Annotated in this window: 18 protein-coding genes; 9 read left to right on the forward strand and 9 right to left on the reverse strand. The window is 63.2% G+C overall.

Annotation, left to right across the window (positions count from 1 at the left end):
• The first annotated feature begins 6 nt into the window (after positions 1 to 6).
• From gspL to H4V96_RS00540, 8 genes are all read left to right on the forward strand, one after another.
• Positions 7 to 1,236: a type II secretion system protein GspL gene (gspL, locus tag H4V96_RS00505; RefSeq protein WP_280720642.1), complete on the forward strand. Its 1,230-nt coding sequence runs from the start codon at positions 7 to 9 to the stop codon at positions 1,234 to 1,236.
• Positions 1,233 to 1,772, forward strand: a complete 540-nt coding sequence (gene gspM, locus H4V96_RS00510; RefSeq protein ID WP_196856399.1) for a type II secretion system protein GspM — start codon at positions 1,233 to 1,235, stop codon at positions 1,770 to 1,772. Before gspL ends, gspM begins: the two co-directional genes overlap by 4 nt.
• Positions 1,769 to 2,545 (forward strand): type II secretion system protein N, encoded by a 777-nt coding sequence (locus tag H4V96_RS00515; protein WP_010394198.1) that lies wholly within the window; start codon positions 1,769 to 1,771, stop codon positions 2,543 to 2,545. Before gspM ends, H4V96_RS00515 begins: the two co-directional genes overlap by 4 nt.
• Complete coding sequence (gene gspD, locus H4V96_RS00520) at positions 2,542 to 4,800, forward strand: type II secretion system secretin GspD (RefSeq protein WP_196856400.1); 2,259 nt, start codon at positions 2,542 to 2,544, stop codon at positions 4,798 to 4,800. Before H4V96_RS00515 ends, gspD begins: the two co-directional genes overlap by 4 nt.
• A 10-nt stretch (positions 4,801 to 4,810) precedes the next feature.
• Complete coding sequence (gene gspE, locus H4V96_RS00525; protein WP_010394202.1) at positions 4,811 to 6,232, forward strand: type II secretion system ATPase GspE; 1,422 nt, start codon at positions 4,811 to 4,813, stop codon at positions 6,230 to 6,232.
• A 10-nt stretch (positions 6,233 to 6,242) separates the two neighbouring features.
• The gene (gene gspF / locus H4V96_RS00530) at positions 6,243 to 7,463 is read left to right on the forward strand and encodes a type II secretion system inner membrane protein GspF (protein WP_010394204.1); all 1,221 of its coding nucleotides are present in this window, start codon (positions 6,243 to 6,245) and stop codon (positions 7,461 to 7,463) included.
• Positions 7,464 to 7,482: 19 nt separating this feature from the next.
• A complete protein-coding gene (locus H4V96_RS00535) occupies positions 7,483 to 8,043 on the forward strand; it encodes a type II secretion system protein N (RefSeq protein WP_196856401.1) in 561 nt (186 codons plus the stop codon).
• Positions 8,044 to 8,113: 70 nt separating this feature from the next.
• Complete coding sequence (locus H4V96_RS00540) at positions 8,114 to 10,372, forward strand: patatin-like phospholipase family protein (protein ID WP_196856402.1); 2,259 nt, start codon at positions 8,114 to 8,116, stop codon at positions 10,370 to 10,372.
• Here the strand turns inward: H4V96_RS00540 and H4V96_RS00545 are convergent.
• The 9 genes from H4V96_RS00545 to H4V96_RS00585 all read right to left on the reverse strand — a co-directional run bounded on the left by H4V96_RS00545 (position 10,345) and on the right by H4V96_RS00585 (position 19,046).
• Positions 10,345 to 11,130, reverse strand: coding sequence for a helix-turn-helix transcriptional regulator (locus H4V96_RS00545; RefSeq protein ID WP_043460548.1), 786 nt, complete (start codon positions 11,128 to 11,130; stop codon positions 10,345 to 10,347). The two genes, H4V96_RS00540 and H4V96_RS00545, sit on opposite strands and share 28 nt — an antisense overlap.
• A gap of 516 nt (positions 11,131 to 11,646) precedes the next feature.
• On the reverse strand, positions 11,647 to 11,841 hold the full coding sequence (locus H4V96_RS00550) for a hypothetical protein (RefSeq protein WP_070345939.1): 195 nt from the start codon (positions 11,839 to 11,841) through the stop codon (positions 11,647 to 11,649).
• Between the two features lie 18 nt (positions 11,842 to 11,859).
• On the reverse strand, positions 11,860 to 13,230 hold the full coding sequence (gene hslU / locus H4V96_RS00555; RefSeq protein WP_280720643.1) for an ATP-dependent protease ATPase subunit HslU: 1,371 nt from the start codon (positions 13,228 to 13,230) through the stop codon (positions 11,860 to 11,862).
• A gap of 43 nt (positions 13,231 to 13,273) precedes the next feature.
• Complete coding sequence (gene hslV, locus H4V96_RS00560) at positions 13,274 to 13,810, reverse strand: ATP-dependent protease subunit HslV (RefSeq protein WP_010394217.1); 537 nt, start codon at positions 13,808 to 13,810, stop codon at positions 13,274 to 13,276.
• Positions 13,811 to 14,027: 217 nt separating this feature from the next.
• The gene (gene dksA, locus H4V96_RS00565) at positions 14,028 to 14,480 is read right to left on the reverse strand and encodes an RNA polymerase-binding protein DksA (protein WP_010394218.1); all 453 of its coding nucleotides are present in this window, start codon (positions 14,478 to 14,480) and stop codon (positions 14,028 to 14,030) included.
• A 481-nt stretch (positions 14,481 to 14,961) separates the two neighbouring features.
• Positions 14,962 to 16,089, reverse strand: coding sequence for a GTP-binding protein (locus tag H4V96_RS00570; protein ID WP_280720644.1), 1,128 nt, complete (start codon positions 16,087 to 16,089; stop codon positions 14,962 to 14,964).
• Positions 16,090 to 16,228: 139 nt separating this feature from the next.
• Positions 16,229 to 17,176 carry a tyrosine recombinase XerC gene (locus H4V96_RS00575; RefSeq protein ID WP_196856405.1) on the reverse strand — a complete coding sequence of 316 codons (948 nt, stop codon included), beginning with the start codon at positions 17,174 to 17,176 and terminating at the stop codon, positions 16,229 to 16,231.
• Positions 17,177 to 17,183: 7 nt separating this feature from the next.
• Positions 17,184 to 17,849, reverse strand: a complete 666-nt coding sequence (locus H4V96_RS00580) for a DUF484 family protein (RefSeq protein ID WP_196856406.1) — start codon at positions 17,847 to 17,849, stop codon at positions 17,184 to 17,186.
• Positions 17,850 to 18,026: 177 nt separating this feature from the next.
• Entirely contained in the window at positions 18,027 to 19,046 is a 1,020-nt protein-coding gene (locus tag H4V96_RS00585; RefSeq protein WP_196856407.1) for a porin, read from the reverse strand.
• A gap of 415 nt (positions 19,047 to 19,461) precedes the next feature.
• Here H4V96_RS00585 and H4V96_RS00590 point away from each other — a divergent pair, with 415 nt between their 5' ends.
• A complete protein-coding gene (locus H4V96_RS00590; protein ID WP_070345936.1) occupies positions 19,462 to 20,961 on the forward strand; it encodes an SEL1-like repeat protein in 1,500 nt (499 codons plus the stop codon).
• The last annotated feature ends 8 nt before the right edge of the window (positions 20,962 to 20,969 follow it).

Genomic DNA, 20,969 nt, shown 5'->3' on the forward strand with positions numbered 1-20,969 from the left:
GTCACTTTGACAATATTGTATATCCGTCACCCGGCCAAGGCGTCCACCGACAGCGCGCCTGCCTGCTCCTTCGTGCTGGCCGGCGACGGCGGCGTCCTGCTGCAGCAAGGCAGTGCGCCGCTGGGCAGCCTGGGCCAGCTGATCGCTGGCGCGCAGCAGGTGGTCTTGCTGCTGGCGGCTGCCGACGTGACTCTGCTGCGCCTGAAAACCCCGCCGCTGGCCGGCGCCCGCCTGCGCGCGGCCTTGCCTGGCCTGGTGGAAGAACACATCCTCGGTGAGGCCCAGGATTGCCTGCTCGCTGCCGGCGCGCCCGACGCTGCCGGCATGCGCACGGTCGCCGTGGCGCAGCGCGCCTGGGCCGCCGTACTCGTGCAAGCTTTGCTGGCGCAGGGTGCGCGCAAGGTGGCGCTGCTGCCATCGCAGCTGTGCCTGCCCCTGCAGCCTGGCAGTGTGACGGCATCCCTGCACGCGGTCGGCAACGGCCTGGAACTGGCTTTGCGCCAGGCGCCGCAAGAAGGCCTGGGCCTGGTGTTGCCGGCCCAGCCGCAGCAAGCGCTGCTGACGACGCGCGCATTTGCCGGCGACGTGCCGCTGACGCTCTACGTGGCGCAGGCTGAGCTGGCGCAATATCAACAGCTGGCCGCCGATATGCAGGGCGTGACGCTGGAGAGCGACCATTGGGTGCACTGGATCGCCGGCGCAAAAAATGCAGGACTGGATCTGGCGCCGGCGCTGGGCACGGCCACGGGATCGGCCACCGAATGGCGGCGCTGGCGCTGGCCGCTGCGCCTGGCGCTGCTGGCCGTGATCGTCAACCTGGCCGGCATGAATATCGAATGGATGCGTTTGAAGCGCGAGGCGGCCACCGTGCGCACGTCGATGCAGCAAACCTTCAAGGCCGCGTATCCGAATGAAGTGCCGGTGTATGGCCTGGAAGCGGAGCAGATGCGGCGCAATATCGCTGCCGCCCGCCTGCAAAGCGGGCAAGCGAGCATGGACGATTTCACCAGCATGAGCGCGGCGCTGGGCGAGGCGCTGGGTGGCCTGGCCGGGCGCGGCGTGGTGGCCTCGCTGGAATACCGCGAGCGCAGCCTGATCGTCAAGCTGAAACCGGACACGCTCGACGCCAGCGCCCAGGCGCAGGTGCGCGATGGCCTGGCCGCGCGCAAGCTGACCTTGAATGAAACGGCGCCGGGCGTGTGGAAGATCACGCCGGCCACGGGAGCAAAAGTATGAGTGCAGCAGTCAACCAAGCGCGCGCCGCATTGACGCGCCAGCAGCAGGTCGTGCAAGCCTTCTGGGCCGAGCGCACGCAGCAGGAGCGCAAGCTGCTCTGCGTCGGCGCTGTGGTGGCCGGCCTGGCCCTCGTCTACGCAGTGTTTTTCGCGCCGGCCTGGACGGGGCGCATCGCCTTGCAAAAGAGCTTGCCCGAGCTGCGCCAGAACGCGGCCCAGCTGCAGTCGCTGGCGCGTGAAGCGGGCGAACTGGCGCGCCAGGCGCCCGTGCAGGTCGCTCCCATGGGCCGCGACAGCCTCGATGCTTCCTTGAAAGCGCGCGGCCTGGCGCCGCAATCGCTGTCGCTGACGGGCGAATATGCGCGCGTGCAGTTAAATGGCGTGCCGTTTGCCAGCGTCATGCTGTGGCTGGACGGCTTGCGCCGCGAAGGCCGCGTGGCGGTACAGGAAGCGAAGATTACGGCGCAGGTGCAGGGTAAGGCGGGGCTGGTCGATGCCAGCCTGACCTTGCACCAGAGCGCGGGCGCGGCACGATGACGCGCCAGCTTGCCTGGCTGCTGGCCATCATCGTCAGCGTGTGCGTCACCGTGCTGATATTTTTTCCGGCCGGCTGGGTCGCGGGCATCGTGGAAAAGCAGACGGGCGGACGTTTGACCTTGGGCGACGCGCAAGGTACCCTGTGGCGCGGTTCGGCCTTTATCGGCGGGGCCGCTAGCGCGAATGGCGCCGTGACGCCTTTGCTGCCGGGGCGCTTCAGCTGGCGCATTTCGCCCTCGGTGCTGTGGGGATCGGCGGACCTGGAACTGCAAAACCCGCAGGCGCTGTCCCAGCCGGTGAACTTGCGCGGCTCGTGGTCGCACTGGCAGGTCAGCCCGGCGGCCCTGCTGCTGCCGGCCGATGGTCTCGGTGGCCTGGGCGCGCCGTTAAATACCGTGGCGCCGACGGGCAGCATGCGCCTGTCATGGAGCACCTTGGAATTGGCTTTGGCGCAGCGGCAGTTTTCCGCCGTCGGCCGCACCACCTTGCAGATGACGGACATGGCATCGCGCCTGTCGTCCTTGCGTCCGCTGGGCAGTTACGAGCTCGATTTTGATTGGCAGGGGCAGCAGGCGACGTTGACCTTGCGCTCCATCAAGGGACCGCTGCTGCTCGATGGCAGCGGCAGCCTGCAACAGGGGCGCATGCAGTTTTCCGGCCAGGCCCAGGCCGCAGCAGGATATGAAGAGACCTTGGCGAGTTTGTTGAATTTGCTGGGACAGCGCCGTAGCAATAGCGAAAAAAACATCATCGCCTTAGAGTTCAGACAATGAAAAAACCATCCGTGAGCCGCAATACTTTCTCCTTCTCGCTGCGCCGCCTGTCGGCTGCCGCCTTGTTGTGCTGTTCCGTGGCCGGCATGCCGGCACCCGCCTGGGCCGCACCGGGCGATGAAGCGGCGCTCAATTTCGTCGGCGCCGACATCGAATCGGTGATCAAGGCCGTGGGCCATTACACCAACATCAATTTCGTCATCGACCCGCGCGTCAAGGGCACGATCACCCTGGTGTCGGAAAAATCGATCAGCAAGACACAGGCCTTCGGGCTGCTGGCCTCGGCCTTGCGCTTGCAAGGTTATGCGGTGGTCTCCGGCGATGGCTACGCGAAAGTGCTGCCGGAAGCGGACGCCAAGCTGCAATCGGTGCCGACCCAGGTGGGCAACGGCGCCAGCCAGGTGAAAGGCGACCAGATCGCCACCCAGGTGTTTTACCTCAATTACGAATCGTCGGCCAACCTGCTGGCCGTGCTGCGCCCTTTGATCTCGCCGAACAACACGATCAATGCCAACCCGGGCAACAACTCGCTGGTGATCACCGATTACGCGGATAACCTCAAGCGCCTGGCGAAGATCATCGCCGCGCTCGACGTGCCCGCCGCGACGGACCTCGATGTGATCCCCGTACGCTATGCGATCGCTTCCGACCTGGCCTCGATGGTGAATAAACTGATGGAAGGCGGCAATGCGGGCGCTGGTGCGGGCGCCGACACGGGCAAGGTTTCCGTGCTGGCCGACCCGCGCACCAATTCGCTGGTGCTGCGCGCGCCGTCGACGGCGCGCGCCAATCTGGCCAAGTCGCTGATCTCGAAGCTGGACCAGCCCACCACGCAGCTGGGCAATGTGCATGTGGTGTACCTGAAGAACGCGGATGCCACCAAGCTGGCGCAGACCTTGCGCTCGGTGGTGACGTCGGACGGCACGGCCGCTGCGCAGCAGCAGGGCAGCAGCAACCCGGGCACGAACAACCAGATTAACCAGAACAACAGCGGCATCAATAGCAGTGGCATGGGCGGCAATACGCAAAGCGGCGGCACGGGCGGCGCTTCGCTGAACAATGCGCCGCAGCAACTGTCCTCGGGCGGCGCGGCCGGTTTCATTCAGGCTGACGCTTCGACCAATACGCTGATCTTGACCTGCAACGAGGCTGTCTACCGCAATCTGCGCGCCGTGATCGACCAGCTCGACGTGCGCCGCGCCCAGGTCTACATCGAGGCGCTGATCGTTGAAGTGACCTCGTCCAAGGCTTCCGAATTCGGCGTGCAGTGGCTGGGGCTTTCCGGCGACAGCGGCAGCAACTACCGCGTGGGGGCGCTGCAGTCGTTCGCCTCCGGCACCAGCAACAACATCGGCGCCATCGCCCTGGGCGGCGGCAAGGTCTTGCCGACGGGCGGCCTGACGGTCGGCATCTTCAAGCAGATCAACGGCGCGCTGGGCCTGGGCGCCGTGGCGCATGCGCTGGAATCGGACGGCAACGCCAACATCCTGTCGACGCCAAATCTGATCACCCTGGACAATGAACTGGCGACCATCAAGGTGGGCCAGAACGTGCCTATCCTGACGGGCCAGTACACCAGCACCGCCGGCACCAACACCAATCCTTTCCAGACTATCGACCGCAAGGAAGTAGGCCTGACCCTGAAGGTGCGCCCGCAGATTTCCGAAGGCGGCACGATCAAGCTGGGCATTTATCACGAGACGTCGAGCGTGGACAAATCCACCGCGTCGGCCGTCAGCGGCATTACCATCAACAACCGCGTGATCGAAAACAATGTGCTGGCCGACGATGGCCAGATCATCGTGCTCGGAGGCTTGATCGAGGACAGCACCGGTGACAATGCGGAGAAAGTGCGCGGCCTGGGCGATATCCCCCTGATCGGCAACCTGTTCAAGTACCAGACGCGCGAGCGCAAGAAAACCAATCTGATGATCTTCCTGCGCCCCGTTATCGTGCGCAACAAGGAGCAGAGCGGCAGCCTGGCTGCCGACCGCTATGACTACATGCGCTCGGCCGAGGCGGCCGCCGTGCCGGCGACGGGCAATCTGATGCTGAAAGACCTGGGCACGCCTGTGCTGCCGGCCCTGCAGGATGGCCAGCCGCTGGGCGGCAACATGGTGACGCGCCCGGTGCCGCCGGCACCGACGCCGCCGCCAGGCGCGCCGGCCAACGCGGCCACGCCAGCGCAGACGCTGCTGCAGCAATACCAGCAGCAGTCACAGCCACAGCCGCAGTCACAGCCGCAGCAGAAGTGACGGGACAGCCATGAGTAATCTGCTTCCCTACGCCTACGCGCGCGATTTCAGCCTGTTGGCGCGGCCCGGCGCGCTCGATGGCGCCCCGGTCGACGTGCTGGTGGCGGCATCGACGGCACCGGCGGCCATTGCCGAAGTATCGCGCCGTTTCGGCCAGATTCAATTGACAGTGCTGCCGCGCGGCGAACTCGATGCTGCCATTGCCGCTGCCTACGCGGGCGGCGGCGGCGATGCTTCGCAGATGGCCGATGAATTCGACGCCGACCTGGACTTGACCAAGCTGCTGCAGGACGTGCCGGCCATCGAGGACTTGCTCGAATCGTCCGACGACGCGCCCGTCATCCGCATGATTAACGCGCTGCTGACGCAGGCGCTGCGCGAAGGCGCTTCCGACATCCACATCGAGCCGTTCGAGCAGACCTCTGTCGTGCGCTTTCGCATCGACGGCAGCTTGCGCGACGTGGTGCGTCCGCGCAAAGCCATCCACGGTTCGCTCATTTCGCGCATCAAGATCATGGCGCAGCTCGACATCGCTGAAAAACGCTTGCCGCAGGACGGCCGCATCACCCTGCGCGTGGGCGGCAAGCCCGTCGACGTGCGCGTTTCCACCCTGCCCACCGGGCATGGCGAGCGCGCCGTATTGCGCTTGCTGGACAAGGAAGCGGGCCGCCTCGACCTGCAGCACCTGGGCATGAGCGCGCCGATGTTGCAACAGTTCGATGGCCTGATCACGCAGCCGCACGGCATCGTGCTGGTCACCGGTCCCACCGGTTCGGGCAAGACGACGACTCTGTACGCAGCGCTGTCGATGCTCAACGCCACCACCACCAACATCCTGACGGTGGAAGACCCGATCGAATACGACCTGGCGGGCGTGGGGCAAACGCAAGTCAATCCGCGCATCGACATGACATTTGCGAAAGCGCTACGGGCGATTTTGCGGCAAGACCCCGATGTGATCATGATCGGCGAGATTCGCGACCTGGAAACGGCGCAGATCGCCGTGCAGGCTTCGCTGACGGGCCATCTGGTGCTGGCGACGTTGCACACGAACGATGCGTCGGCGGCTGTCACGCGTTTGCTCGACATGGGCATCGAGCCGTTCCTGCTGTCGTCGTCCTTGCTCGGCGTGCTGGCGCAGCGGCTGGTGCGCAAACTGTGCGGCTCGTGCAAAACCTTCGATGGCGAGTACTGGCAGGCGGTTGGCTGCGAGCACTGCGGCCAGACGGGCTACCAGGGCCGCGTGGGGGTGTATGAATTGCTGCGCACGACGCAGCAGATTCGCGCGCAGATCCACAACCGCGCCTCGGAAGCGGAAGTGCGCGCCGTCGCCTTGCAGGACGGCATGATGAGCATGCGCGAGGACGGCGAACGCTGGCTGCGCGACGGCACGACTACGCAGGCTGAATTGCTGCGCGTGACCAAAGACTAGGCCCGCCACCATGCCCGCATTCCGTTATGAAGCCGTCGATGCCCAGGGCGCCACCCGCAAGGGCGTGCTCAATGCCGACAGTCCCCGTTCCGCGCGCGCCGAACTGCGCGTGCAAGGCTTGGTGCCGCTGGCCGTCGAAGCGATCGCCGCGCAAGTCGATGCCGCCGGCGTGACCAAGCGTCGCGGTTTCGGCGAGCGCCTGTCGAGCACCGAGCTGGCCCTGTTTACGCGCCAGTTGGCCAGCCTGCTGGAAGCGGGCCTGCCGCTGGAGCAAGCCTTTTCCGCGCTGCTGGAACAGGCCGAGCGGCCGTATTTGCGCGACCTGATCGCCTCGATCCGTTCGGAAGTGATAGGCGGCGCCGCGTTTTCCGACGTGCTGGCGCGCCATCCGCGCGATTTCGCGGAAATTTACCGGGCGCTGGTGGCGTCGGGCGAGCAGATCGGCCACCTGTCGCGCGTACTCTCGCGCCTGGCCGACTATATCGAGCGACGCAATGCGCTGGTGCAGAAGGTCAAGCTGGCGTTCACGTATCCTGCCATCGTCACGGTGGTGGCGTTTTCCATCGTGATTTTCCTGCTCACCTACGTGGTGCCGCAGATCGTCTCCGTGTTTGCCAATACCAAGCAGAAGCTGCCGCTACTGACCGTGATCATGCTGGCGCTGTCGGACTTTGTGCGGCACTACGGCATCGTCGTGGCGATTGCCCTCGTCGGCGCCTGGTTTGCCTGGCGCCGCGCGCTGCAGCAGCCGGCCTTGAAACGGCGCTGGCATACCTGGCTGTTGACCGCGCCCCTGTACGGCAAGTTCGAGCGCAGCCTCAATACGGCGCGCTTCGCCAGCACCCTGGCCATCACCACCGGCTCGGGCGTGCCTATCCTGCGCGCGCTCGACACTAGCCGCGACACGCTCACCAATGTAGCGATGCAGGAACTGGTGGCCGAGGCCAGCGGCGCCGTGCGCGAGGGCGTCAGCCTGGCGCGCGCGCTGTCGGCGCAAAAGCATTTTCCACCCATGCTGATCCACATGATACGCGCAGGCGAAATCACGGGTGAACTGCCAGCGATGCTGGAACGCGCCGCCAGCGCGCAGGAGCAAGACCTGGAACGTCGCACCCTGACCATCGCAGGCCTGCTCGAGCCGGCCCTGATCCTGGCCATGGGCGTGGTGGTGCTGCTGATCGTGCTGGCCGTGCTGATGCCGATTATCGAAATTAATCAGCTGGTGCGTTAAGAGACATAACAAGGAAACCATGAAGCGTTTGCCACAATTTGTAAGTTTGCTCGCCGTCGTGGCGCTGTCCGTCTCGCTGGCCTACTGGGCCATGCAGCTGTTCAAGGCGCCGCAACGTCCGATCAATCCGCCCGCCGCAGCGGTGGTGCAGGATGCCAGCGTGGAGGCGGGTGCCTCGCTGTTCGGCGGGCAGGTCAGCGTCGCCACGGCCAGCAACTATCAGCTCAAGGGTGTGGTGGCCGCCAGCAATGGCCGCGGCAGCGTGGCCATCATCTCGACCGATGGCAAGCCTTCCGTGGCCTTGCCGGAAGGCGCCGAGGTGGTGCCCGGCGTGACGGTGCTGGAAGTGCATGCGCGCCATGTGCTGCTGCGCGATGGCGGCGTGAGCAAGCGCATCGATCTGGTGGCCGACGACAAGGCGCTGGCCTTGCCGGCGCAGGTGGCTGCCAGCCCGGCGCCTGCCGCCGCCCCTGGAGCGGTCACAAATCTGGTGCCGCCGCCGCTGCCGATGGAGCAGCAGCGTGCGGCAACCATGATGCCGGCACCGCCGCAGGTGAGCAGCACGCCGCCGTCGAATTGAGCTGATTTTCGTCACTACCCGATTACCATCATGCTGATGGCGCCGCGCCGCCATCGCGACAGGAGTCCTCATGTTTTCGATCCGTGCCGTCCTGGCAGCAGGCTGCGTGGCGGCGCTGTGCGCCTTGCCGCACGCTGGCGCCAGCGACAACTCTCCCCCTGCTGCCGTTTCTTCACCGGCAGCCGCTCAGGAGCTGTCAGCGCCCGCGCGCCCGCGCATCGCCCTGGTGCTGTCAGGCGGTGGCGCGCGCGGTCTTGCGCATATCGGCGTATTGAAAGTACTGCAGGAGCTGCATGTGCCGATCGACATGGTGGTTGGCACCAGCATGGGTGGCGTGGTGGGCGGTGCGTATGCGGCCGGCGCTTCCGTGGCGGACCTGGAAACGATGGCGCGCGAGACCAACTGGGCGCGCGTGGTAGCCGACCGGCCGCCGCGTGACGAACTGGCGTTCCGCCGTCGTGAGGAAGATTTATTGTTGCCGTCGCGCTTGGAGTTTGGCACCAGCCGTAACGGCATTTCCACGCCGCCGGCGGCGGCCAGCAATGCGGCGCTGGAAATGGCGCTGAACCGCTTGCTGCCGGCCGGCATGCGCGATCGCCCGGCCAGCCAACTGCCGCTGCCCTTTCGTTCGGTGGCCTCCGACCTGGTCAATGGCGAACTGGTGGAACTGGTCGACACGCCGCTGTTCCTGTCGATGCGCGCCTCGCTGGCCGTGCCGGGCGTGTTCGTCCCGGTGCGCGTGAATAATCGCCTGGTGGTCGATGGCGGCCTGGTGCGCAACCTGCCCGTCGACATGGCGCGCGCCATGGGCGCGGACATTATCATCGCCGTCAACGTGGGCACGCCGCTGGCGCCGGAAAAAGAGTTGGGCAGCGCCATCGGCGTGGCGCAGCAGATGCTGCAGATTCTCACGGAGCAGAATGTGCAGCGCTCGCTCAAGGAACTGCAGGCGCAAGATATCCTCGTGGCGCCAGATCTGACGGGCGTGAGTTTCCTCGACTTTGAGAATTACGCGCGCGCCATGCGCGCCGGTGAACAGGCGGCGCAGGCCTTGGCTTCCCGCCTGGCACCGCTGTCCCTGCCGCCGCAACAGTACGCAGCGCGCGAGCAGTTGCGCCTGGCGGCACCGGCCTTGCTGGACGTGGCCCTGCCGCTCGTGCGCCTGGCCGTGGAGAGCGAAGGCGATATTAATCCGCGCATCTTGCAGGCGCAATCGGGCCTGGTGGAAGGGCAGATGGTGAACCAGGAAGATGTGCTCAAGGTGGCGACCAAGCTGTATGGTCGGGGCGACTTGGCGCGCGTCGAGACGCAAGTGGTCGATGCTGGCGACCAGCGCGCCGTGACCATCAAGGCAGTCGAAGCACCGTGGGCCAGTAGCCGCCTGCGCGTGGGCCTGGAAATGGCCAGTGATTTCAGGGATAGCAATACCTTTGCCCTGAAGCTGTTGCATGTGCGCTCGAATTTGAACAGCTGGGGTGGTGAATTGCGCAGCATGGTGCAGATCGGCACCACGCGCAACTTCGGGGTGCAGTACTGGCAGCCGCTCGGTGCCGGCAGCCCGTGGTACATCGCCCCGTCGATCCAGTACAGCTCGCAGGCGGTCGATCTGTTCGACAAGGGACGGCGCAATGCGCGCGTCGCCTACAGCGGCCAGAGCACCAGCCTGGTGCTGGGGCACCAGTTCGGTTTCTGGGGCAATCTGCAGTTGGGCGTCACGCGCAGCGAAGTCAAGGCGGACATTAGCATCCCCGCCGACCCAGCCTATCCCAAGGAGCGTTCACTGGGCACCAACCAGTTCGTCCAGTTCCGCGTTGACACGCTCGATTCGCCCGGCTTCCCCACGCGCGGCGCGCTGTTGGATGCCACCTGGACGCGCGCCTCGACCACCGGCTCGGGCGAGTCGGGCCTGGGGCGTTCCGCCATCACCGGCCTGCAGGCGTTTGGCAGCGGCAACTGGGCCGGCCACGTGTATGGCGAATGGGCGCGTGCGCAGCGCGGCGAGGCGCCGCTCAGCCTGGGCGGTTTCCTGCGCCTGTCCGGCACGCAGTTCGAGTCGGTGACTGGGCGCAGCGTGGCCCTGGCGCGCTTCGTGATGGCGCGCCGCATCGCTTCCCTGCCCAGCACCCTGGGCGGGGCCGTGCGAGCCGGCTTTTCATTGGAAATGGGCGGTGGCTTTGATCAGAGCGAGCGCTGGAAAGCCAGCAAGTTCACGCAGGCCAGCAGTGCTTTCATTTCCGTCGATACGCGCTTCGGTCCTGTGTACGTGGCGTCGGGCGCATCGAAGGGCGGCGAGAGCACGCTTTATCTATTCCTGGGCCCGGTCTGGTAAGGCGCCGCCGGGGCGGTAGGCGCCGTGCTGCGGCGCAGGGCCGTGAAGGCGGCAAATTCCCATGAGCGAAAGCCCAGTAGCAGGGTAAAGCCATCGCGCTCGGCGGGTGCCAGGCGCCGGTCATTCTGGTGCAGTCGCGCCAGTTCCTCGGCCAACTGGCGTATCTTTTGCACCAGCTCCTGCGCGCTCGACAGTGACAGGCGTGCCGGAATGCACATCAGGGTTTCGCCGGCGCCGTCAAAATGCCCGCTGAAATAATCGGCCACCACGTGTGCGCGGAAGTACTGCTGCACCGGACCGTCGGCCAGCCAGTGGAAGGCGTTCGAGACGCGCAGGCTGTAGCGGTTCAGCGGTTTGAGTTCGATCAAGCCCAGCCGGTCCAGTTCGGCCAGGCAGACGATGCATTCGGCCTGCGTCAGCGCATACGTTTCCACCACCTGCTCCAGGCTCCAGTGACCGAGGCAGCAGATTGCCACCAGCAGCAGGCGCGGATGCGCCACCAGCGACTTTTCCTGCACCAGGGTGAGCGTGTCGGCATGCGGCGTGATGTCGGCCGCGTCGCGCAGCACGTCTTCCATGGCGATGCCCGATGTCTTGCAGATCAGGGCCAGGCGCGACAGCGACATATCATGCTGGCCAAACATGCGTTTGACGCTCGATTCGCTCATGCCGATGCGTTCGGCCAGTACCTTGTACGTGATGCCGGCGGCGCGCAGTTGGGTGCGCAGCACGCGCAAGACCAGCTCAGGTGAACTCACGAGATATCCTTTTTTACAAGTTTGGTAGCGGGTGACGCTACAAAATGTAGCCCTTAATGACACTTTGCACAAGATGATAGTACTTTTTGGCAAAAGCGATGACACTCCCGCTTGTGGCTCGCGCAGCGCGCTACAAGCAGGCAGTGCGTCCACTGGCAGAGCTTATCTATCAAGGTCGATCGCTTGGCTTGGGCGGCGGTTCAGACAAGAAGAACAAGGCAGGCCTGAGCTGCGGCATCGGCGCGGCGTATGCGCTGAACCAGAACGGGTCGCTGCACCTCGACTGTGACCACGTGCCCGTCAAGTACAACAGCATGCAACGACGAAGGTCGACATTTTTCGCTGGGCGCTTCCTACCGTTACTATGGGGGGCGGTCAGCAGACGATGGCCTGATGGCGGACGCCCTTGAACGGGGTGTCCGCAGGCGGCCTAAAGTGACCAAGGCGGCGTTGCATGGCCTCGCCGTATTATCCATACTGTCTTCGTCCATGCGCCTTGTCCTGGACATGTTGAGATCAGTCTTTGACGTCGACTTTCAGCAGCAATTTCGCCAGCAGGCGTTTTTCCTGCTGGCGCTGGCCCGATACGCTTTTCACGTGCGCCCCGGCGGCGCGCTTGCCGGCGGCAGTGGCGACCGGATTGCGCGGCTTTTGCGAGGGTTCGACGCGGAACTGCATTTTCTGCCGCGTCGCCAAGGCTTTGTTTGCCACCGGGTTCCCCCTTCCTTCTTACAGCACGTAGCGCGACAGGTCCTCGTTGACCGACAGCGCTTCCAGGCGTTCATTCACGTACGCGGCATCGATCAGCAGCAGGTTTTCCGTGCTGCTGCTGCCTTCGCTGGCCGTAAACGACACTTCTTCCAGCAGCTTTTCCATCACCGTATGCAGACGGCGCGCACCGATGTTTTCCGTGCGCTCGTTGACCGAATAGGCGATTTCCGCCAGGCGCGTGATGCCTTCCGGCGCGAATTGCAGCGTCAGGTTTTCCGTCGCCAGCAAGGCTGTGTACTGCATCGTCAGGCAGGCGTCAGTGCTGGTCAAAATGCGCTCGAAATCCGAGATCGACAGCGATTCCAGTTCCACGCGAATCGGGAAACGTCCCTGCAGTTCGGGAATCAGGTCCGACGGTTTCGACAAGTGGAAGGCGCCCGAGGCAATGAACAGGATGTGGTCGGTGCGTATCATCCCGTACTTGGTGTTGACGGTCGTGCCTTCGACCAGCGGCAGCAGGTCGCGCTGCACGCCTGCGCGCGAGACGTCGGCACCGCCCGATTCCGAGCGCGAGGCGATCTTGTCGATTTCATCGAGGAAGACGATGCCGTTCTGCTCAACGTTCTGGATGGCTTTCTGCTTGAGCTCATCTTCGTTGACCAGCTTGGCCGCTTCTTCCTCGACCAGCAGTTTCAAGGCTTCTGCAATCTTGACCTTGCGCGCTTTCTTGCGCTGCCCGCCCACGCCCGAGAACATGGACTTGATCTGCTCCGTCATCTCTTCCATGCCCGGCGGTGCCATGATTTCCATCTGCGGGCCCGCCTCGGCCAACTCGATCTCGATTTCCTTGTCATCGAGTTCGCCCTGGCGCAGGCGCTTGCGGAAGGTCTGGCGCGTACTGTCGCCGCTGCCGCTGCCGCTGCCGCTGCCGCTGTCCACGGCGGCTGGCGTATTCGGCGTGAAGCCGAAGTCGCGTGCTGGCGGCACGAGGATGTCGATGATGCGGTCTTCCGCCGCATCCTCGGCGCGTGCGCGTACTTTCTTCATCTCCAATGCGCGCGTCTGCTTGATGCCGATGTCGATCAGGTCGCGGATGATGGTGTCGACGTCGCGCCCCACATAGCCCACTTCCGTGAACTTGGTCGCCTCGATCTTGATGAACGGTGCTTCCGCCAGCTTGGCCAGGCGGCGCGCGATTTCCGTCTTGCCGACACCCGTCGGGCCGATCATGAGGATGTTCTTGGGCGTGATTTCATGGCGCAGGGGCTCGGCCACCTGTTGCCGGCGCCAGCGGTTGCGCAGGGCGATGGCGACGGCGCGCTTGGCCTTGGCCTGGCCCACCACGTGCTTGTCGAGTTCGGTGACGATTTCCGACGGTGTCATGTTCATGATCATAATTGGCTTTCTATTCTTTGCTCAGGCACGCTCAGGTTTAGTCTAAGGTCTCGATAATGTGGGACATATTCGTATAAATGCACAGCTCGGCGGCGATGGTCAGCGATTTCTTGACCACTTCGGCTGGCGATAAGTCCGTGTTTTCCTGTAGTGCCTTGGCGGCCGACTGGGCGTAGGTGCCGCCCGAGCCGATGGCGCCGATGCCATCTTCCGGTTCCAGCACGTCGCCATTGCCCGTGATGACCAGGGTCGACTCGCTGTCGGCCACCAGCAGCATCGCTTCCAGGCGGCGCAGCACGCGGTCGGTGCGCCAGTCCTTGGCCAGTTCGACCGAGGCACGCAGCAGGTTGCCCTGGTGTTTTTCCAGCTTGCCTTCAAAACGGTCGAGCAGCGTGAAGGCATCGGCGGTGCCGCCGGCAAAGCCGACCAGGACTTTGCCCTGATACAACTTGCGCACTTTGCGGGCCGTGCCCTTCATGACGATGTTACCCAACGTTACCTGGCCGTCGCCGCCCAGCGCGACTTGCTTGCCGCGCCGGACGCAGAGGATGGTGGTGCCGTGAAATTGTTCCATAGTGACCTCAAAAGATTCGTGCCGATGCGTGCAGCGTCATGCGGTGCGCGCCCATGGCATAAAAATGGGGATGGAAAAGGCAATTGCAAGCGGCACTTGCCGCTGCCCGGCCTGCTACCGTGTCGTCGGCGCAGGACGAAAAAAAAGCACGCAACGCAGGTTGTGTGCTTTTTCGCCATTGCGCGGTCGACGGGGCGGTTGCGCAAGGGAGGGGCGATCAGTCGCCGTACAGTTTTTGCTTCAGTTCGCGCCGTTGCTGGGCTTCCAGCGACAGGGTGGCGGTCGGACGGGCGATCAGGCGCGGGATGCCGATAGGCTCGCCCGTTTCTTCGCACCAGCCATAGTCGCCGCCATCGATGCTGGCGATCGATTGCTGTACTTTCTTCAGCAATTTGCGTTCGCGGTCGCGCGTGCGCAGTTCCAGCGCATGCTCTTCCTCGATGGTGGCGCGGTCGGCAGGGTCCGGGACCAGCACGGTTTCACGCAAGTGTTCCGTGGTTTCGCCGGCGTTTTTCAGCAAGTCTTTTTCGAGTTGCTGCAGGCGCGCCTTGAAGAATGCCAGTTGTGCCGGATTCATGTAGTCATCTTCGCTCATGGCGCGAATTTGGTCTTCGCTGATGAGAGGGATGTCTTGGTTGGCGGCCGGGGTCGATTTATTAGTTTTGGTCATAACTTCGCTTACCTTCGATACGACAGAGTTTTCAAATTGATCAGTTGATGCGGCGATGCCGAGCAACTGTACAGGTTCCGCTGGGCATTGCTGTCCGGATGTACTGCTTGCGACCTTGGCTTGCCGGCGAAAGCCAGAACTACTGGCCGGCTATGGTGCCATGTTGATAACTTTTTACCGCTCTATGCCGGTCGCGCTATGCGCGCGACAACGGGCGTGTTGGGTGGATCGCTTGCATGCCTGGCATGTGGCCAGCGGCAGTTTGCCAGCATTTCATGACAGGCCTACGACATGGGCCGTTTTCGTCGCTGATTTTGGCACGCTTTGCCTTATATTGCCATCCCGATTTGTTGACTAGCCGATCAGAGACGGCCACTTGTTGGTTTATGCCAGCAAGATGGGTGCCGGGTGGCGGGAAAGCGTGCTTAACTTTCCCTTTTGTTTCTGCTTTGCAAACGATACTTTGCAAAACCCGGCTAGTTTATACCAAACATTGTTCGAGTCCGCGAATAAAAATGTCTTTTGGTAGATTCTTGCCAATAAATACCATTTTGCTGCCACGTACTTCATGCTCGCCCCATTTGGCACCCAGGTCGCTACCCATCAGCTGGTGCACGCCCTGGAATACCACCTTGCGTTCGGCGCCCTGCATCAGCAGCACGCCCTTGTAGCGCAGCATGCGCGGGCCATACACTTGCACCAGGCCGCCGAGGAACTCATCGAGTTTGGCGCTGTCAAATGGCTGCGTGCTCTTGAAAACAAAGGCGGCGATATCGTCGCTGTGCTGCGCATGATGGTGGTTTGCGTGGCCGCAATCGGTGGCGCAGGCCGCAGTGTGCTCATGCTGGTGTTCGTGAGCGTGCTCATCTGTGTGTACATGCCCATGCCCATGCTCGTGCGCTTTGTTTGCATCCTCGTGCGCTTTGTCGTGATCATGTACGTGCGCCGTTTCCGTGGCCAGGAAATCCGGGTCCAGTTCCAGCTTTTCATTCAGGTTAAAGCCGCGGATGTCGAGCACTTCGGCCAGCGGCGCGCGGCCGAAATCGACCTTGGCGATGGGCGCGCGCGGATTGATGCGCTTGAGGCGGCGCGTCAGCGTGGCCACGTCGGCTTCACTGACGAGGTCGGTTTTCGACAACAGCAGCTTGTCGGCAAAACCTACTTGCCGTTGGGCTTCCTCGTATTCATCGAGTTGCTTCATGGCATGGCGGGCATCGACCACGGTGATAATGGCGTCGAGCATGTAGTGGCTGCCCACTTCTTCATCGACAAAGAAGGTCTGCGCCACGGGACCGGGATTGGCCAGGCCTGTCGTTTCGATGACGACGCGGTCAAACGCCAACAGGCCGGCGTCGCGCTTGCGCGCCAGTTCCGTCAGGCCCACGATCAGGTCGCCGCGCACGGTGCAGCAGATGCAGCCGTTGTTCATCTCGATGATGTGCTCGTTACTATCTTGCACCAGGATTTCATTGTCGATGTTTTCCTGGCCGAACTCGTTTTCGATCACGGCGATGCGCATGCCATGCTCTTCCTGCAGTATGCGGTTGAGCAAGGTGGTTTTGCCGGCGCCCAGGAAACCGGTGAGGATGGTGGTTGGTATCAGTGCCATGAAGGATGCCTATGCTGTAATCGATGGTGCCACCGCGCAAGCGGAAGAATGCGGACGATTATGCCGGAATTTTGCAAATGCTTGCAAATACGCGCCCATCCGCTTGATATTGATCACGCTAGCCAGTGGGGGCAAGTGCCTACTTGAGCTTGGCGCGCGGGTGCGCCTGGTCATACACGTGCGCCAGGTGCTGGAAATCGAGGGCCGTATAGACCTGGGTCGAGGTGATGCTGGAATGGCCCAGCATTTCCTGCACGGCGCGCAAGTCACCCGACGATTGCAGCATATGCGAGGCAAACGAGTGGCGCAGCACGTGCGGGTGCACGTTCGCGGGAATTCCGGTGGCCAGCGCATGCGCCTTCAGGCGCAGCTGCAGCACGCGCGGCGAGATGCGCGTGTTGCGCGTGCTCAAAAACAAGGCAGCGCTGCCATCCCTGGCGGGCGGGCGCACGGCCAGCCAGCCGAGCAGCGCGACCAGGGCGGCCTTGCCGACAGGCACCTTGCGCATCTTCCTGCCCTTGCCCGTGACGACGACTTCGAAGCTGGCCATGTCTAGCCAGCCCAGCGAGGCGGGCTGGCCATCGCCGGCCTTGCAGTAATGCGTGTCCAGGCTGGTCAGCTCGGACACGCGCAAGCCGCTCGAATACAGCAGCTCGAACATGGCGCGGTCGCACAGCCGTTCCGGCTCGGCGCTAGCCGGTTGCTGTTGCGCGGGCGCCACGAGGCGCACGGCATCGTCCACTGAGAGTGCTTTGGGCAAGGTTTTGGCCCGCTTGGGCGCGCGGATGCCGTCGACGGGATTGGCATCGAGTGCCGTTTCACCGCTGAGCCAGTTGAAAAAGCCCCGCCACGACGATAGCTTGCGGGCGATCGAACGTGGGTCGAGGCCGCCAGCGTGCAGCTTGGCCGTGTAGCGGCGTATTTCGTTGTGCGCGAGGGCGGTCCAGCGAGTATCACCGCTCAGTTCCAGCAAGGCGCGCAAGTCGCGTCCGTAGGCGTCCAGCGTGTGCGGTGAGAGCTTGCGCTGAGTGGCCAGCTGCGCCAGGTAGCTGGCCAGCCATTCGGCCTTGCTGCGCGCTCCGTCCACCGCGTTCTCAGGCGCGCAGTGCTGCCAGCGCAGCGCTGGCCGTGGCACCGATGTGCACCAGGAAGTCCGTGCCCATGCTGTAGGTAAAGCGTTCGCTGTCGGGCGAGCCGAGCACCAGCAAACCGAAGGTGCCTGTGGTGCCGGGCGCGCGCAGGGCGATCATGACGGTCGATTCGATTTTGTCGGCCTGCAACCAATGCACGGCTTCGAAATCGCGGTTGCTGCCGCAGTATGGCGCTTGCAGGCTGTTGGCGAACATGCGCACGTCGGCCGTGACATCTTGCGTGAACCAGCCGTCGGCGTGTTCCGGCAGCACTTGCCATAGGCGCAGGCTGACATAGGGCACGTCGAAATTGCTTTGCAAGGCATCGACCAGTACGCGCGGCATGGCCGCATCGCTGCGCACTTGCAGCATGGCCTGGTTCCAGCCGTGGAACTTGCTGGCGATGTCGCCATTTTCCTCAGCCAGACGGCTCAGCTTGGACATGCGCAGTTCCAGCGCCTTGTACTTGTCACGCATCACTTCCATTTGCCGCTCCTGCAGCGAGATGGTGCGTCCCGTCAGTGGGCTGCTCAGCTTGACCTCACCGAGCAGCGCGGTATGCTCTTCGAAGAAAGTCGGATGCTCGCTCAGGTAATGGGCGACGGTGCTGGAATCGAGTGTGGCGGTCATTGATAGTGAGAAGAAAGAAGGATGAACGCTTCATTCTAACCGAGAGTGCGGCGGCATAGGCGCAAAGGGCGCGGTGCCTGCGCATTTTCGGCGCGCGCATGAAAAAAGCGGCATGGTTGCCCATGCCGCCTTGTCTTCCTGGTCAGCTGTCACCCGCAGACGATGACAGGCCGGCCATTAGAAGTTGTGATGTACGCCCAGACCGATGTAGGTCTTCGAAACTGCGTCCTTGCGGTTCGAGATGTCTGCGTACAGGTAAGTGCGCTTCGACAGGTTGTAGTCGTAGCCCAGCGATGCTTGCTTGGTCTTGGTGACGCCATCCGGCGTTTTTTGACCGTAGCCAGCGCGGATCTTGCCTGGGCCGACATCATAGTTGGCGCCAACCAGCCATGCCTTGGTGTCGGTATTGATGATCTTGAACTTGCTGTCATCCTGGTGCTGGTACGACGCCATCAGTTTCAGTTCCGTCACTGGATTGAACGATGCGGCGACCGACCACAGTTTCGCTTCCAGCGCATTACGCTCGTAGGCGGCCATGGCGGCGAATTGTGCGTTGTTGTACGTGGCCGAAATCGAGTACGGGCTCACTTCTGGCACGGCATTGAGCGGTACGGGGCGGTTGCCTGCCGTGGCAACGACGGCAGCGTTGTTGTTGGCTTCCTTGGCAGCGACAGTGGCATTGATCTGGAAGCCGCTAAATACTGGCGAGTTGTAGAACACGGCATTCGAGAAGCGGTTACGCGAATTGTTCGTCGCGCTCAGTGGATCGCTGCTGTAGGCGGCTACTGTGATGTCGGTTTGGAAGCCGGCAGTCGTCGGCATGCCCGACCATGGTTCGAACGCGGTGCTCGCTTCCTGGAACGCGGTCAGGCCACGGCCCAGGCGTACGGTACCGAAGTCGCCTTGCAGGCCAACGCGGCTTTGACCCTGGAACAGGGGACGCGCGTTGCTTTCCAGCGTGCCCGTATCGGCTTCATAGCGAATTTCCAGTTGGAAAATGGCTTTCAAGCCATTGCCCAGATCTTCCGAGCCCTTGAAACCCAGTTTGTTGTTGTCGCGCTTGGTGACTTTGGTGGTTTCACCAGTCAATTTACCCAGGCCAGCATCGATCGTGCCGTAGATTTGGACGGACGACTGCGCTTGTGCGGTTGCGGCAAAGGCGCCGAAGAGTGCGAGGGCAACGAGTGATTTTTTCATGTTTTATTCCCTATTAAAAGTGAGTTTCGTCCGAGATCCGAGCAGATCGACATGCGCAGACTGTTACGTTTGGATGAATGAACCTTAGTTCTTCGGCGCGCAAGACGTGCGGTATTGGTCAAATATGCGTGAAAAGATTGGTGAAAAGCGTCATATATCGATGGCCCTGTTGTATTTTTGTAACGCCCGGTTTTTGTCTATTTTTCGCTCATGATCAGCATTCCCCCCTCGTCACGGTGGCTGTGCCTTGCCATATTGGCGTGTTCTGGCTGGGACATTGTTGCGTTGAATCAAGTTCTTGAGCCGGCTTAGGCGGATTTATGACACAAGGACGTTACACTAAGAGACGGCCTGCACTGATGGGCCCGGGGACGACATACTATTTTTAGAATCATTGACTCAATATCGAGAATCGATGGCAAATCGTGAAACATTAGGATTGATCAAGGGCGCACGTGCCGGCGATGTCGCTTGCCAGTTGGCGCTGGGAAGGGTGTATCTGTTCGGACAAGGTGTGCCGCAGAGCTTGCCGACCGCCGTGCACTGGCTGGCGCGGGCGGCCCAGGAGGATAGCCAGGAAGCATGCTTGCTGATTGGCGCGCACGTGCCGTTCGAAGTGGCGCAAGCGGCAGCCAGGACGCTGATTCCATATTACGCTCAGGCGTTCGATGCTGGTCTGGTGCAGGCGGGCCTGGTGCTGGCGCAACTGGTGCTGGGCAACCCTGCCGGCAATTGTGAAGCCTTGCGTGCCAAGGCGCGCGGGGCGCTGGACGCCGCCGTGCATGCTGGCTTGCCCGATGCGCAATGGTTGTTATCCATGCAAGAAAAATCGTCCTCAGCCTCCATGCAGCATACCGGCATCGCTGGCGAGCATGCGCTTGATCGCGACACGCCGCTGTACGCCTGGCTGGAGCAGGCCTGGAACCAGGGTAACCAGGCCGGCTTCCTGTCACAAGGCTTGCCGCTGGCGCGCGAGCTGTTGCAGCGCCAGGCGGCCGGGGCGCGTGCCACCACCCTCGACGCGCAGCAGGTGCTGTTGCTATCGCGTTGCGCCCAGGCATTGGCGCCAGGCGGCGATGCCGAGGGTTGGCAATGCTGCGAGCTGGCCGCGCATGGCGGCGACCGCACGGCGCAGCTAGAGTTGGGACTCGGCTATGCGCGCATGGATGCGCATGGCCGGCGGCTGGCCACGCGCAATGGCGCGGCCAATTTTAAGCGGGCCGTGCGCTGGCTGACGCAGGCTGGCGAGCAGGGCCTGGCCGAAGCCTGGTTCGTGCTCTCGCGCATCTATACAAAACCGGAGTTTTCTCAGCGCAATGTGCTCGAAGCCCATTGCTGCCTGGAGCGTGCCGCCGACCTCGGGCACGGCCCGGCCCAGCTCGAGTGCGGCATGCATGCCTGGCGCAATCGCCGCGACGGCGTTAACAATGATGTGCGTGCCGCTTATTGGCTGCTGCAGGCGCAAGCGCAAGGCAGCAATGAAGCGGAGGCGGCGCTGGCGAAGATCGCGCCGCGCGGCCAGCCCGGCGACTGGGGTCAGTGCGCCGCTCTGCACGCCGATGGACACCTGCGCCAGCTGGACCAGGGCCACCCTTTGCTGGCGGCGCGGCTGGCGCTGGCGCGCTGCTTCCATTTATCGCGTGCCGAGGCGCTGCTGCTCGATCTGCATGCGGCTGACCAGGGGCATTGCCTGCTGATCGATATCAGTGCCACGCATGGGCGTGGCAAGCGGCGCCTGGCGTTGATCCGCACGGCGCAAGAGCGCCAGTTGCTCGACCAGGTGATGCGCCTGTTCGAGCGCGTCGATTGCGGCGTGACGGGGCCGGAAGGCAATTACCGGCAGCGCCTGTACCGCTTGAAGTGCTATCTGGCCGAACTCGGTGTCGCGCAGGAGCAGCAATTCCTGGCGGCATGATCGGTTGC

The sequence above is a fragment of the Janthinobacterium sp. CG_23.4 genome (assembly GCF_029892305.1).
GTDB lineage: Bacteria > Pseudomonadota > Gammaproteobacteria > Burkholderiales > Burkholderiaceae_D > Janthinobacterium > Janthinobacterium lividum_D.